Consider the following 13,529-nt stretch of genomic DNA (forward strand, 5'->3'; position numbering starts at 1 on the left):
GCTCAAACCCTGCAGGAAGTGAGAGAGCGTCTGGTGGGGGTTGGCTACTTTGCGCGCTTGTAGAACGGCAGTGCCACGACTTCGAACGGCTCTGCCTTGCCGCGCAGGTCGACGTCCAGGGCGGTGCCGGGCTCGGTGAACGCGACGTCGACGTAGGCCATGGCGATGGGGTAGCCCAGGCTCGGGCTGGGCTGGCCGGAGGTGACTTCGCCGACAACGTTGCCGTCCTTGAGGACCGGGTAGTGGCCGCGGCCGGCGCGGCGGCCGAGGCCATTGAGGCCCACCAGCTTGCGGCCCGTGGTGGCTCCGGCGCCGGCTTCCTTCTTGGCGGCCAGGGAGGCCTTGCCGACAAAGTCGCCTTCCTTGGACAATGCGACGACGGGTCCCAGCCCGGCGGCGAACGGGTCGCCTTCGAGGGAAAGTTCGTTGCCGTACAGCGGCATGCCCGCCTCGAGGCGGAGCGAGTCGCGGCAGGCGAGCCCGGCCGGCGTCAGCTCGCCCTCCTCGGCGACGGCGATGAGCGCCTGCCACAGGGCCGCGGCGGCGTCGTTCGCGACGAAGATCTCGAAGCCGTCCTCACCGGTGTAGCCGGTGCGGGCCAGCAGGAGCTCCTGGCTGGTGCCGCCGGACAGAAACGGGACCTCCACGGCGGCGTAGTATTTCAGGCCGGTGACGAGCTCGTGCTGCGCGGCCGGGACCAGACGGAGCAGGATCTCCTCGGCCCTGGGACCCTGCACGGCGATCAGCGAGGTCTCGGCGGAGGCGTCCTCGACGGTGACGTCGAAGCCCCCCTCTTTGCCGGAACCGGCCCTTTCGGCCAGGGCCGCGGCCACGACCTTGGCGTTGCCGGCGTTGGGGACCACGAGGAACCTGTCGGCGCCGTCAGCGCCTGCCGGGCGGCGATAGGTGATGAGGTCATCGATGATGCCGCCGTCCTCGTTGCTGATCAGCGAGTACTTGGCCTTGCCGACCGCCATGGCGGAGATCTTGCCGACGAGGGCGTAATCCAGGAAGGCGGCGGCGTCCGGGCCGGTGACCCAGACTTCGCCCATGTGGGAGAGATCGAAAAGGCCCGCGGACTTGCGGACGGCGTGGTGCTCGGCCAGTTCGGAGCTGTACTTGAGCGGCATCTGCCAACCGCCGAAGTCCGTGAAGGAGGCGCCCAGCTTCGTGTGCTCTTCGTACAGGGCCGTGTAGTTCTCAGTCATCGCTGGCTGTCCTTACTTGGCGGAGTCGTCGGAGTGGTCCTCGAAGGCTGATGTGCTTTCCTCGAAGGCTGCTGTGCTTTCCTCAAAGGCCTCGAGGGGCGGGCAGGAGCAGACCAGGTTGCGGTCGCCGGCGGCGCCGTCGATCCGGCCGACCGGCGGGAAGTACTTGTCCTGCCGGAGCGTGTGGGCCGGGAAGGCGGCCTGCTCGCGCGGGTATTCGCGGCTCCAGTCGGTGCTGATGACGGCGGCGGCGGTGTGCGGGGAATTGCGCAGCGGGCTGCGCTCCACGGTGAAGTCGCCGTGAGCCACCTGATCGATTTCGGCGCGGATGGAGACCATGGCGGTGATGAAGCGCTCGATCTCGCCGAGGTCCTCGGACTCGGTGGGCTCCACCATCAGGGTGCCGGCCACCGGGAATGACAGTGTGGGTGCGTGGAAGCCGTAGTCGATCAGGCGCTTGGCCACGTCCTCGGCGGTCACGCCCGTCTTGGCCGTGAGTTCGCGCAGGTCCAGGATGCATTCGTGGGCCGCGAGTCCGCCTTCGCCGGTGTAGAGCACCGGGAAGAAGTCGTTGAGACGGGCCGCGATGTAGTTGGCCGCGAGCAGCGCCGACTTCGTGGCCTCGGTCAGGCCCCGGCCGCCCATGAGCTTCACGTAGGCCCAGGAGATCGGCAGCACACCGGCCGAACCGTAGCGGGAGGCGGAGATCGGGGTGCCGTCGGCGCCGTTGGCCGGATCCGCGGCGTTGCCGGGCATGAACGGTGCCAGGTGCGCCTTGGCCGCGACCGGGCCGACGCCGGGTCCGCCGCCGCCGTGCGGGATGCAGAAGGTCTTGTGCAGGTTCAGGTGCGACACGTCGCCGCCGAACAGCCCGGGCTGGGCCAGCCCGACGAGGGCGTTGAGGTTGGCGCCGTCAATGTAGACCTGGCCGCCGGCTTCGTGGATCGCGTCGCAGACCTCGCGCACGTCGGCGTCGTACACCCCGTGGGTGGACGGGTAGGTGATCATGATGCAGGACAGGGCGTCCTTGTGGGCCTCGATCTTGGCGGTGAGGTCCGCGTGGTCGATCGTGCCGTCGGAGGCGGTGGCCACGACGACGACCTTCATGCCGGCCAGCACGGCCGAGGCCGCGTTGGTGCCGTGCGCGGAGGCCGGGATCAGGCAGACGTTGCGCTGCTGGTCCCCGCGGGAAAGGTGGTAGCCGCGGATCGCCAGCAGCCCGGCGAGCTCACCCTGCGACCCTGCGTTGGGCTGGATGGACACCTGGTCGTAGCCGGTGATCTCGGTGAGCTGGGCTTCCAGGTCCTCGATCAGTTCGCGCCAGCCTTCGGTCTGGGAGTCCGGGGCGAAGGGGTGGATGGAGGCGAATTCCGGCCAGGAGATGGCTTCCATCTCGGCCGTGGCGTTCAGCTTCATGGTGCAGGAGCCCAGCGGGATCATGGTGCGGTCCAGGGCGAGGTCGCGGTCCGAGAGCCTGCGGATGTAGCGCAGCAGCTGCGTCTCGGAACGGTGGGTGTTGAACACCGGGTGCTGGAGATAGTCGGAGGTGCGCTCGACGGCAGGGTCCAGGCCGAAGGCAGTCCCATCGTCAGCGCCAGCGTCTGTTTCTGCGTCGGTGACGCTCGCGCCGAAGGCGGCAACGACGTCGGCAACGATCGCCGCCGTCGTGGCTTCGTCGGCGGAGATGCCGACCGTGTCGGCGTCGATGCCGCGCAGGTTGATGCCCTTGGCCTCAGCGGCGGCGACGATCTGTTCCGCCTTGCCGGGGACCGAAAGGGTGACGGTGTCGAAGAAGCTGGTGTGCAGCACGTCCAGGCCGGCGGCCTTCAGCGAGGCGGCGATGGTCCGGGCGTGGCCGTGCGTGGTCTCGGCGATGGCCTTGAGGCCGTCCGGGCCGTGGTAAACGGCGTAGAAGGAGGCGACGATGGCCAGCAGCGCCTGCGCGGTGCAGATGTTGGACGTGGCCTTCTCACGGCGGATGTGCTGCTCGCGGGTCTGCAGCGCCAGCCGGTAGGCGGGGACGCCGGCGTTGTCTTTGGACACGCCCACCAGGCGGCCGGGCATGGACCGCTCCAGGCCCTTCTGCACTGCCATGTAGGCCGCGTGCGGGCCCCCGAAGAACAGCGGGACACCGAAGCGCTGGGCGGAGCCGACGGCGATGTCCGCGCCTTGCTCGCCCGGGGAGGTGATCAGAGTGAGGGACAGCAGGTCCGCGGCGACGGTGACGAGGGCGCCGCGTTCCTTGGCGTCCGCGATGACGGCGGTGTGGTCGAACACGCGGCCGGAGACGCCGGGCTGCTGCAGGACGACGCCGTTGATGGCGCCGTCGGGCAGTCCCTTGGACAGGTCCGCGACCTCGACCTCGAAGCCGAGCGCTTCGGCGCGGCCCTGAACGATCGCGATGGTCTGCGGCAGGCAGTCGGCGTCGAGGACGGTCTTGCCGTCGCGGGCCCCTTTATCCTTGTTGGCGCGGCGCATCATCAGCACGGCCTCGGCGACGGCGGTGGCTTCGTCGAGCAGCGAGGCGTTGGCGATCGGCAGGCCGACGAGGTCCTGGACCATGGTCTGGAAGTTCAGCAGCGCCTCGAGCCGGCCCTGCGAGATTTCCGGCTGGTAGGGCGTGTACGCGGTGTACCAGGCAGGCGCCTCGAGGATGTTCCGGCGGATGACGGCCGGGGTGAGGGTGTCGTAGTAGCCCTGGCCGATCATCTGGACCGCGGTCTTGTTCTTCGCGGCCAGCTTGCGCAGTTCGGCGAGGACCTCGACTTCGCTGAGGGCTTCGCCGAGCGCCAGCGGGGAGTCCTGCCGGATGTCCTTCGGAACGGCGGTGTCCACGAGCGCGTCGACGGTGTCGTAGCCGACAGCCTTCAGCATGGCGTCGACGTCGGACTGCCGACGCGCGCCGATGTGCCGGTCAACGAAGGACGTGGAGGCTGAGGTAACAGTCACAAGGAACTCCATAACTAAAGCGGCGCAGGGTACGCCACATCGATTCGGGTTCCTCCCCGCTCTGTATTGGACCTGAGAGTTTCCGCACAGCCGTGCTCTCGCATGACTCCGCTTGCACCGTCGGTGAGCACAGCATGTCAGCGGACAGCCTGCTACTTTCCAGAGTTGCCTTGCCGCGGCGGTACATGGGCCTGAGAGATTCCTGGGGAGGGTTTGCTCCTACGGCGCCTGCTTGTACCTACTTGCAGGACTCTCCCGCCGCAGATCAATGGCATATTCAATTGCTCGTGACAGCAGTCACAGCTTCCATTCTCCTATGCCCGGCCCCGCTCCGCAAACCAATGATCCGCCCGCCGGTGGATGACGCCGGGCGGTCGCGGCGGATGATGCCGACGGTCGCGGCGGGCTGCGGAAACCATTGGCAGAAGCGAAATCACGGGAGCGCTGCAGGGTCGCCGGAAGGTTGCGGCGACCTCGAGCGCTTCCGGCGACCTCGGCGGGCGGGGGGCTGGTTGGAGGCCCCAGTTCCGGCGACCCCGCACGCTTCCGGCGACCTCGGCGGGCGGGGGGCTGGTTGGAGGCCCCAGTTCCGGCGACCCCGCACGCTTCCGGCGACCTCGGCGGGCGGGGGGCTGGTTGGAGGGTCGCGGCGGATGACGTCGGGCGGTCTGGGGCTGGGCTGCGGGCTGGGCTGCGGAAGCCATTGGCGACATCGCGGGAAAGCTGCGACGTCGCCGGGAGGTTCCGGCGACCCCGCAGCTTTCCGGCGACCTCGGCGCGCTGGGGGCCGTTCGCCAGCGCTCAGCCGCGCAGCCGTTCGACGGCGGCCAGCAGGCTTTCGACGTCGCCCTCGACTTCCGGGAGCGGCCCGCCGTGGCCGCGGGCCAGCATGGCGTTGAAATACAAGCCATCCCCCATATAGAGCACGGCTTTCGCCATGCCCGGCCCGACGTCGGCCGCCAGCAGGTCCAGCCAGCCGGCCTGGGCGGCGGCAATGCGCTGCAGGGTTTCTTCGTGTGCCACTTCGGCCAGCCGGGTGGCGGACACGAAGACGCGGTCCATCGCGGTGTCCGCCCAGACCGAGGATTTGATGAAGTATGCGGCAGCCCCTTCCGGCGCGGCAGCCATCCTCTCAAGATCCTCACCGAGGAGCCGGTCCAGGCCTTCCAAGAGGACGGAGACCATGGCCTCCTTGTTGGGGAAGTGGTACAGCAGCCCGCCCTTGGAAACGCCGGCCCGCCGGGCCACCGCGTCCAGCGTGGCGGCGCGTTCGCCCTCTTCGATCAACAGGGATTCGAACGCATCGAGGACGGCTTCGCGGGCAACGGGTTTTCTGGCCATGGGTCCCATCATGCATGCCTTGTCCCGCATTTCTAACTATACCGTCTGGACGGTATAGTTAAGTCATGAACAGGACGTCATTGACCACGAGCAGCGTGACCAGCGCACCCATCCGCCCGCGGGCGGCATGGCGCGACTGGCTGGCGCTTTCCCTGCTGATGTTCCCGGTGCTGCTGGTCGCCGTGGACAACACGGCCCTCACTTTCGCGCTGCCCGCCATCGCCCGCAGCCTCGACGCCTCCGGGGTGCAGCTGCTGTGGATTGTGGACGCCTATCCCCTGGTCCTGGCCGGTCTCCTGGTGGCAATGGGCAGCCTCGGTGACCGGATCGGACGCCGGCGGCTGCTCTTCATCGGCAGCACCGGCTTCGCCGCGGTCTCGGCCGTCACTGCCTTCGCGCCCAGCGCCGAATGGCTGATCGCCGGGCGGGCGGGGCTCGGGTTCTTCGGCGCCATGCTGATGCCCTCCACCCTGTCCCTGATCCGCAACATCTTCCCGGAGCCGAACCGCCGCCGGCTGGCCGTGGCCATCTGGGCCGCGGGCTTCTCCGGAGGTGCCGCCCTGGGCCCGATATTCGGGGGCTGGCTCGTGGAGCACTTCTGGTGGGGCGCGATCCTGCTGGTCGCAGTGCCGATCATCCTGCCGCTGCTGGCCCTCGGACCCTTCCTGATTCCGGAGTCGCGCGATCCGAATCCCGGCCGGGTGGACGTGCCCAGCATCATCCTGTCCCTGCTGGTGATGGTGCCGGTGGTCTACGGCATCAAGGAGCTGGCCACGCACGGCCTGTCCCCGGCGCCGCTGGCAGCGATCGGCTTCGGCCTGCTTATGGGGTACGTCTTCATCCGGCGGCAGCGGGCCCTGCTGCGGGAAGGCTTGGAACTCCGCCGTCCCGGCAGGATTGCCGCGGGCGCGACTGCGCCGGGCGCGACTGCGCCGGGCGCGACTGCGCCGGGCGTGACTTCAGCGGGCGCGACTGCGCCGGGCGTGACCTCGCCACTGCTGGACGTCAGCCTGTTCGGCAACCGGGTCTTCAGCACGGCCATTACGGCGAACGTCCTGGCCCTGTTTTCCTTCAACGGCTTTATTCTTTTCCTCGCCCAGCACCTACAGCTGCTGGATGGACAGTCCCCTTCGGAGTCCGGCGTCGCCATGGTCCCTGCCCTGATCGCCACCGTTGCGGCCGGCCTGCTGGTGGTTCCGCTGGTGCGGAGAATCCGGCCGGGCTTCGTCGTGGCCGGCGGGCTGCTGCTGAGCGCCGCGGGGTACGGCGTTGTGGCCTTCGGCGACCACGGCAACGGCCCGGCACTCCTGCTGGCCGCCCTGTTGATCCTCTGCCTGGGCGTCGGCACCGCGGAGACCATCTCCAATGACCTGATCCTCGGTGCGGCGCCCGCAGAGAAATCCGGCGCGGCGGCGGCAATCTCCGAGACCGGTTACGAGATCGGATCCCTGCTGGGCACCGCCATCCTCGGCTCCATCCTGACCGCCTCCTACCAGGGCAACCTCCGGCTCCCCGACGGCGTCGCGGAGGCCGCACCGGCCGAGGGGGTTGCCCAGGCCCAGGAAACGCTGGCCGGTGCCGTGGACCTGGCGCAAGCCCTTCCTAGCCCGCTGACGGAAGCCGTGACCGCGGCTGCGCGTGCCGCCTTTGATTCCGGCGTGCATGTGACGGCGGCGATCGCAATGGTGCTGATGGCAGGCGCCTCGGTGCTGGCCGCCGTCGTCCTCCGGAAGGTGCCGACCGCCAAATAGCGGGGTGGGAGTCAGCTGCCCTTGACGCACGCAGTGAGGGCGTCCAGCAGGTCGCTGGTGCCTGGCTTGCGCCCCGCGACCTGCGCCTGGTCGCTCTCCCGGGTGCCGTCGCCGTCGGGCTCGAACTCGAGGGTGCTGCCGCCAGTGTCCGGCGCTGGCCCAGCCAGGTCTCCGCGCGCCGGGGAGAATCCGGGCACGGCAGCACCTGGCTCGGACGCCTGGACTGGGGCCTGGCTGAACGCTGAGGGCTATTTCTTGCTCTCGGGGGTGGTGACATTGGCGGTGGCGCGCATGGTCTCCGCGTTGACCATCCAGGCGTACTGCTCCAATTTGGCGATGAACTCGTGCAGCAGGTCGGCCGTCGTCGGGTCCTCTTCGTCCACTTCGTCATGGACCTTGCGCATGGTGCCGACCGCGGCCTCAAGTGCCGCGACGATCTTGTCGATAGCGTCCTTGGTGTTGATCAGGCCGGCCGGGAACTCGGCGAGGGACGTGGACTTGGAAACCGTCGAACTGCGGCCGTCCGGCAAAGCGTGCAGGGCGCGCATGCGCTCGGCCATGTCATCCGCGAAGGCGCGGGCGGCGTCGACGATTTCATCCAGCTGCAGGTGTAGATCCCGGAAGTTCGTTCCCACGATGTTCCAGTGCGCCTGCTTGCCCTGGACGTGCAGTTCGATCAGGTCCACGAGCACTGCCTGACAGTTGGCTGTGAGGGTAGGTGAAGCCTTCATGCGTCCTCCTGAGTAGGTCCGATACCGTTAGGTCCGATAGCTCCGACGCTACCCCAGAGCGATACCGACGGCGACCGGCGTACTGGAATTTCTCGGTCAGCTTACTAAGTCGGCTTACTACCCCGGTTGCGGACGGAGACTAGACCGCCTCGTTGAGCATGGGTCCCGCGGGGAAGATGGCGCGGGTAATGCCGCCGGTGGTGGCCTCGGCCAGCTGGGACAGGTAATCATTGCGGCGCCGCGGGGTGATCCGAGACTGCGGTTCGAAGCCCTGCCCGGGATCGTCCGCGTAGTGTGCCGTGAGTCCGTCGCGCATCAGGCGGATGGCTTCGGAGCGCTGCTGGGACACTGCCGCGTGGGTGGAGCCGAGTTCCGCAGCCAGTTCCTTCACGGTCCTGTCGCCGAAGTAGATCTCCTCCACGACGTAGCGCATCCGTTCCGGCAGAGACTTCACGGCCGCGCGGAGGTATTGCAGCCGTTCGTCCGCGAGTACGGAGTGTTCGGGGGACAGGGTCTCCGCTGCCAGTGTGTCGACGACCGCTTCATCAAGGGGGGTCAGGGTGCGGGACGCGTCGGCCAGGGCGGCCTCTACGACGCTCTGCTGCACGCCGAGGGCCGAGGCGATCTCGTCAACGGTGGGGGTGCGTCCGAGCGCGGCCGCCAGGGTCTCCTGCACGGACATGGTTTCCTTGATCCGGCGCCGCGCCGAGCGGGTGGCCCAGTCGCTCGCCCGCATCTCATCCGCGAAAGCGCCCAGGATACGACGGCGGGCAAAGGCTCCGAAAGGCACGCCAAGGTCCGGGTCAAAGGAATCGGCTGAAGTAATCAGGGCGACGGCACCCGCTGACGCCAGGTCGTCACGCGAAAGGTGCGACGCTTTCGAACACAAATCTGAAACGAGGTAGCCCACCAGCGGAAGGTGCTGTGTGACCATCTCGTTGCGTTCCGCGCGATTCACTAGTTTGTCCCCCCATGAGACCGGATCCGGAGCTTAAAAACACCGAGAGCCGCACCCGCAAACGGTCCCTCACTCCCCCAAGGGAGGCGGTGTTCGATACGCGGGCGCAGCACCCATGGAGGAAACTTATCACCATAACTACAATGTCCGTGTACCCTCAGGAAAAAGCTTGGCAGAAACTGCGGGAACACGGTTTCGGCGGGGCCGCAACAAGAGGGGGCGCATGGGTGCAGGTGATCTTTCGGCGGCTCTCTGGCAGGAGCGCCGCGAGCTGGAACTGCTCTTGTTCAAGCTTGAGACACAACGATTGCACATCAAGGCCGGAAACCTTCAGTGGCTCAGTTTTACCGCTTCCGAAGTGGAGAATGTCCTGGACCGCCTGCGCTTTGAAGCCCTGGCCCGGAGCGTCGAGTCAGCGGCCGTGGCGGCGGAATGGGGACTGCCTGCCCAGGCCACGTTGGTCGAACTGATCGCGGGTGCACCGGCCGGTTCCTGGGTGGAAATCCTGCGGGAGCATCTGGCCGGCCTCCGGGACTTGCTCGGCCAACTCGGCGAGGCCGCGCGCGCCGGCGAACAGCTCCTGCGGAACCTGAATCTGCCGGCATCTTCCGGCGCTTCCCCGGGCGGGGCGGCCGGAACGGGACCAGGCACCGGACCCGGCACCGACACAGCGCAGATCCTCGAGCAGCTCACCACGGCGGCCAACATCGAGCGGGCCCTGATCATTCTGCAACGGACTCCTCAGCCCCTGCTGGCCCAGTACCTCGACGGCGAGCAGGGCCAGTAACCGAAACCGGACGGTCCAACGGCCACGCGTGCGCCCACGCGCCTCGCCGGAAACCCCGCGGGGCAAAACCGGGGACGCCTCGGCATCACGGGGAACCGGTCAGTCGGAGCTTCCGGCGGGGGCAGGGGGCAGGAGTCCTCGCAGGGCGTCCTCGGCGTCCGGGCCGGCCCCGGCGCCGGCTTCTGCCGCGGCAAGGTTTGCGGCGGCAATGGCCTCGATGACTTCCTTGCGCTGGATCGGAACGCCCCGGGGTGCCTCGATGCCAATCCGGACACCGTCGCCGCGGCCTTCCAGAACCGTGATGACGATGCCGTCGCCGATCATGATCTGTTCGCCCGGCTTGCGTGTGAGTACCAGCATCCTCTCAATCTACCCTTCGCAGGGGGTCGCTGAGGACGAATCCACGCCAGCGGATCAGCGGTGATACGCGCAACTTATCTCCCCACGGCCGCAGCGTCGTCGTAGTCGGCCCAGCCCACGGGCAGCCCGAGCCCACGCACGGTTTCAGGCGTGGCGGTTCCTTCCGCTCCGACGACGGCGACGGCAGTGACGTTGAGCTGCGAGGCGAGAACCTTGACCCAGCGCGCGGTGTCCTCATGCTTGCGCCCGGCGTCCACCACAACCCAGAGCTGGTCGGCGGAGATCGCGGCGACAGACTGCAGCCGCGCGACGGTGTCACGGGCTTTTCCCAGCCCGAAGGCAACAAGCACAGTCTGGTCCGTCAGCACCGCGTGGGCCCGGGCCGCCGTCGCGCTTTGACGACCGTCCACGTGCAGATGACCATAGGCGGACAACGTCCCGGCCGTGCGCACGTCCGCGCCGCCGGCCGCCATGGACATGGCCAGGGCCGCGTCGAGCGCGTCCTCCCCGAGGCCGACGAGAATCACAAGGTCGCCGGCCCCGGATAACAGGACCGGAACGGTTTCGCGTGGCTGCGCCGGCGCGGGCGGGCGTTCATCAACCGCCGGATACGCCGGAATCGGCGTGACCGGCACGCCCGGCACGTCCGCGCTGCCGGTGGCTGTGGCGGCGGCGGGGGCGGAGGTTCCCGTCGAGCTGCCGGTGGCGGTGGCGGCGGCGGCCGCTCTGCCGGTGGGGGCGGGGGCTCTGGCGGGGACGACGGCGGCGGTGGCGGGTTCCCGCAGCCCGGCGCCGAGCTGTTCGAGCAGTTGGGCAAAGTCCGGCGACTCCGTTGACACACCGGCACTCCCGGGGCGGTGCAGGTTGAGCTCGGCCGCGTCGGCCTCTTCGAGCAGCGCCGCGATGGCGGAACCCTGCAGCTGGTGGGAGGGGACGGCAGCCGCGGCCCGGACACGAGCCAGGACGGGGCGGGACGGGACCGCGGGCGGGACCGCGCGGGAAGCGGCGGAGGCGATGCGGGAAGCCGTCGCCGGCGCGCCGGTTCCGGAGCCTTTTTCGGCGACGGGCGGCCCAAGGGCATCCGCGTCGGGCGGGACATCCGCGTCCGGCCGGGCGTCCGCGTCGGGCCGGACATCCGCGTCCGGCCGTACATCCGCGTCTGGCCGGGCGTCCGCGTCGGTGAGGATGTCAGGGTCGGGCACCACTTCGCCCGTGACCACGTCATGACTGGGCAGCACTTCGACGATCGCCTCGTAGCGGTCGCCGGCGAAGAGGCCCGCGATCCCGGGGCTGATGACGCGTTCCGCGGAGACGATCCGGGCCGCGGGGCCGTGCTGCTGTTCCGCCTTGCGGCGGATTTCCTCGAGCGAGGCTCCCTTAAGCCGATAGCGGTTCGGCATGGCGTACCACTCCTACTGTTTCGATCCGGACGTTGGCTGAAGTGACTTCGCGGTAGGACAGCACCGGCACGGAGCCGGGCTGGCTCCCCACGAGGCGGCGGATCGCCGGGCGGAGCGCCGGCGCGCAGACCAGCACGGCCTGGCGGTTGGCAGCGGCAGCGGAGTCGACGGCGGACGCAACCGAGCGCAGCACGGCGTCGAGCCGGTCCTGGCCCATCACGATCTGGCTGCCGCCCTCGGCCGGCCGCATGTCCTCGAGCATGGACTGCTCCAGGAGCGGGTCGATCATGATCACGTTGAGCACGGGGCCGTCCATGAACTTGGCCGTCAGCGCGGGGCCCAGGGCCTGGCGGGCTGATTCCACCAGGGATTCGGGATCGGTGGAGATCTTGGCGCGCAGGGTGAGCGCCTCGTAGATCCGGGCCAGATCGTTGATCGGCACCTGCTCATCCAGCAGGCCCTGAAGCACGCGCTGGAGTTCAGCCAGGGAGAGCAGCGACGGGGTGAGCTCGTCGACGGCGGAGGGGCTCTGCTTGCGCACGCCCTCGGTGAGCACCCGGACGTCCTCGCGGGACAACAGGCGGGAGGCGTTGGCTGTCACGATCGAGGACAGATGCGTGACCAGGACGGAGACACGGTCGATCACGGTGGCACCGGTCATCTCCGCATTGTGGCGCATTTCCGCCGGAATCCATTTGCCGGCGAGGCCGAACACCGGCTCGATCATCGCGGCGCCGGGAAGTGAATCGAGGTTGTCGCCCAGGGCCAGCATCTGGCCGGAGGGGGCAGTGCCGCGGCCGGCCTCCACCCCGGCGATCCGGATGGCATAGCTGGCCAGCGGCAGGTCCACGCTGTCCCGGGTGCGGACCGGCGGGATGACAAGCCCCAGCTCCATGGCGATCTTGTGCCGCAGGGACCGGACGCGGGCCAGCAGATCGTCCGAGGCGCCGGAGACCATGTCCACGAGGTCGGGGGCGAGCAGGATTTCCACCGGATGGATGCGCATGTCCTCGAGCAGTTTTTCGTTCGGGTCCAGCTCCGGAAAGCTCAGCGCCGTCGCCTCGGCTTCGGCGGACTTCTCGTCCTGCCGTTGCTTGGCGGCGACCCGGCGGGACGCGAAGAGCAGCCCGGCACCGACCAGGATGAACGGCAGGGGCGGCATGCCGGGGATCAGGGCCATGGCGATCGCGGCGAAGCCGGCAATCATCAGTGCGCTGGGCGACTGCATCAGCTGCGTGGACGCCGTGCTGCCCATGTCCGATTCGGCGTTTGACCGGGTCACGATCATGCCGGTGGCGACGGCCATCAGCAGGGCCGGGATCTGGGTGACCAGCCCGTCCCCCATCGTGAGGAGGCCATAGGTGTTCAGGGCGTCACCGATCTCCATGCCGCGCTGCAGCAGGCCGATGGCAATGCCGCCGACAAAGTTGATGATGATGATGATGAGGCCGGCAATTGCGTCGCCCTTGACGAATTTGGACGCGCCGTCCATGGCGCCGTAGAAGTCGGCCTCCGCCGAGACCTCGGCCCGCCGCTCCCGGGCCTGCGTGTCCGTGATCAGCCCCGCGTTGAGGTCGGCGTCGATCGCCATCTGCTTGCCGGGCATGGCGTCGAGGGTGAAGCGGGCGCCGACTTCCGCGACGCGCTCGGCGCCCTTGGTGACGACCACGAACTGGATGACCACGAGGATCAGGAACACGACCGCACCGATGATCAAGGATCCGCCAACGGTGACATGGCCAAAGGCTTCGATCACCTGCCCGGCGTACCCCTCCCCCAGCACCAGCCGGGTGGAGGCCACGTTGAGACCCAGCCGGAACAGCGTGGCGACGAGCAGCAACGAGGGGAACACGGAGAAGTCCAGCGGCTTCTTCACGAACATGCTGGTCAACAGGACGAGGAGCGCCAGCAGGATGTTGCAGATAATGAGGAAGTCCAGCAGCGGCGCGGGCAACGGAACGACCAGCAGCATCACAATGCCCACAATGCCGACGGGCACACTCAGTCGGGCGAGCCTGTTGTTCATGGTGCGGTCCTTTCACAG

General features: G+C 68.5%; 11 protein-coding genes and 1 riboswitch. Of the genes, 2 read left to right on the forward strand and 9 right to left on the reverse strand.

Going from position 1 to position 13,529, the window contains the following annotated elements; genetic code table 11:
• Positions 1–44 precede the first annotated feature (44 nt).
• The 3 genes from gcvT to QFZ69_RS17430 form a co-directional block, all read right to left on the reverse strand.
• Positions 45–1,208: a glycine cleavage system aminomethyltransferase GcvT gene (gcvT, locus tag QFZ69_RS17420; RefSeq protein ID WP_307000307.1), complete on the reverse strand. Its 1,164-nt coding sequence runs from the start codon at positions 1,206–1,208 to the stop codon at positions 45–47.
• Positions 1,209–1,220: 12 nt separating this feature from the next.
• Positions 1,221–4,169: an aminomethyl-transferring glycine dehydrogenase gene (gcvP, locus tag QFZ69_RS17425; protein WP_373463156.1), complete on the reverse strand. Its 2,949-nt coding sequence runs from the start codon at positions 4,167–4,169 to the stop codon at positions 1,221–1,223.
• Between the two features lie 157 nt (positions 4,170–4,326).
• Positions 4,327–4,425, reverse strand: a riboswitch (glycine riboswitch).
• A gap of 533 nt (positions 4,426–4,958) precedes the next feature.
• Positions 4,959–5,498: a TetR/AcrR family transcriptional regulator gene (locus QFZ69_RS17430; RefSeq protein ID WP_306913129.1), complete on the reverse strand. Its 540-nt coding sequence runs from the start codon at positions 5,496–5,498 to the stop codon at positions 4,959–4,961.
• A gap of 65 nt (positions 5,499–5,563) precedes the next feature.
• Here QFZ69_RS17430 and QFZ69_RS17435 point away from each other — a divergent pair, with 65 nt between their 5' ends.
• Positions 5,564–7,249: an MFS transporter gene (locus QFZ69_RS17435; protein ID WP_306913132.1), complete on the forward strand. Its 1,686-nt coding sequence runs from the start codon at positions 5,564–5,566 to the stop codon at positions 7,247–7,249.
• A gap of 11 nt (positions 7,250–7,260) precedes the next feature.
• On the opposite strand, the gene QFZ69_RS17440 is transcribed toward QFZ69_RS17435, so the two are convergent.
• The 3 genes from QFZ69_RS17440 to QFZ69_RS17450 form a co-directional block, all read right to left on the reverse strand.
• Positions 7,261–7,446, reverse strand: coding sequence for a hypothetical protein (locus tag QFZ69_RS17440; RefSeq protein WP_306913134.1), 186 nt, complete (start codon positions 7,444–7,446; stop codon positions 7,261–7,263).
• Between the two features lie 51 nt (positions 7,447–7,497).
• On the reverse strand, positions 7,498–7,980 hold the full coding sequence (locus QFZ69_RS17445; protein ID WP_306913136.1) for a Dps family protein: 483 nt from the start codon (positions 7,978–7,980) through the stop codon (positions 7,498–7,500).
• Positions 7,981–8,119: 139 nt separating this feature from the next.
• Positions 8,120–8,938: a sigma-70 family RNA polymerase sigma factor gene (locus tag QFZ69_RS17450; RefSeq protein ID WP_306913138.1), complete on the reverse strand. Its 819-nt coding sequence runs from the start codon at positions 8,936–8,938 to the stop codon at positions 8,120–8,122.
• A 223-nt stretch (positions 8,939–9,161) separates the two neighbouring features.
• On the opposite strand from QFZ69_RS17450, the gene flgN reads away from it, so the two are divergent.
• A complete protein-coding gene (gene flgN / locus QFZ69_RS17455) occupies positions 9,162–9,725 on the forward strand; it encodes a flagellar export chaperone FlgN (protein ID WP_306913140.1) in 564 nt (187 codons plus the stop codon).
• 99 nt (positions 9,726–9,824) lie between these two features.
• Here flgN and QFZ69_RS17460 read toward each other — a convergent pair whose 3' ends face one another.
• The 3 genes from QFZ69_RS17460 to QFZ69_RS17470 form a co-directional block, all read right to left on the reverse strand.
• Positions 9,825–10,085: a carbon storage regulator gene (locus QFZ69_RS17460; protein ID WP_306913142.1), complete on the reverse strand. Its 261-nt coding sequence runs from the start codon at positions 10,083–10,085 to the stop codon at positions 9,825–9,827.
• 74 nt (positions 10,086–10,159) lie between these two features.
• Positions 10,160–11,485 carry a hypothetical protein gene (locus QFZ69_RS17465; protein WP_306913144.1) on the reverse strand — a complete coding sequence of 442 codons (1,326 nt, stop codon included), beginning with the start codon at positions 11,483–11,485 and terminating at the stop codon, positions 10,160–10,162.
• Positions 11,463–13,511 carry a flagellar biosynthesis protein FlhA gene (locus QFZ69_RS17470; RefSeq protein WP_306913145.1) on the reverse strand — a complete coding sequence of 683 codons (2,049 nt, stop codon included), beginning with the start codon at positions 13,509–13,511 and terminating at the stop codon, positions 11,463–11,465. Before QFZ69_RS17470 ends, QFZ69_RS17465 begins: the two co-directional genes overlap by 23 nt.
• Between the last annotated feature and the right edge of the window lie 18 nt (positions 13,512–13,529).

The sequence above is a fragment of the Arthrobacter sp. V1I7 genome, assembly GCF_030817015.1.
Lineage (GTDB): Bacteria > Actinomycetota > Actinomycetes > Actinomycetales > Micrococcaceae > Arthrobacter.

Excerpts from the sequence above, each read along its gene's own strand:
- QFZ69_RS17435 (WP_306913132.1), top strand. The coding sequence starts at position 5,564 with ATGAACAGGACGTCATTGACCACGAGCAGCGTGACCAGCGCACCCATC.
- QFZ69_RS17445 (WP_306913136.1), bottom strand. The coding sequence starts at position 7,980 with ATGAAGGCTTCACCTACCCTCACAGCCAACTGTCAGGCAGTGCTCGTG.
- flgN (WP_306913140.1), top strand. The coding sequence starts at position 9,162 with ATGGGTGCAGGTGATCTTTCGGCGGCTCTCTGGCAGGAGCGCCGCGAG.
- QFZ69_RS17465 (WP_306913144.1), bottom strand. The coding sequence starts at position 11,485 with ATGCCGAACCGCTATCGGCTTAAGGGAGCCTCGCTCGAGGAAATCCGC.
- QFZ69_RS17470 (WP_306913145.1), bottom strand. The coding sequence starts at position 13,511 with ATGAACAACAGGCTCGCCCGACTGAGTGTGCCCGTCGGCATTGTGGGC.
- gcvP (WP_373463156.1), bottom strand. The coding sequence starts at position 4,169 with ATGGAGTTCCTTGTGACTGTTACCTCAGCCTCCACGTCCTTCGTTGAC.
- gcvT (WP_307000307.1), bottom strand. The coding sequence starts at position 1,208 with ATGACTGAGAACTACACGGCCCTGTACGAAGAGCACACGAAGCTGGGC.
- QFZ69_RS17460 (WP_306913142.1), bottom strand. The coding sequence starts at position 10,085 with ATGCTGGTACTCACACGCAAGCCGGGCGAACAGATCATGATCGGCGAC.
- QFZ69_RS17430 (WP_306913129.1), bottom strand. The coding sequence starts at position 5,498 with ATGGCCAGAAAACCCGTTGCCCGCGAAGCCGTCCTCGATGCGTTCGAA.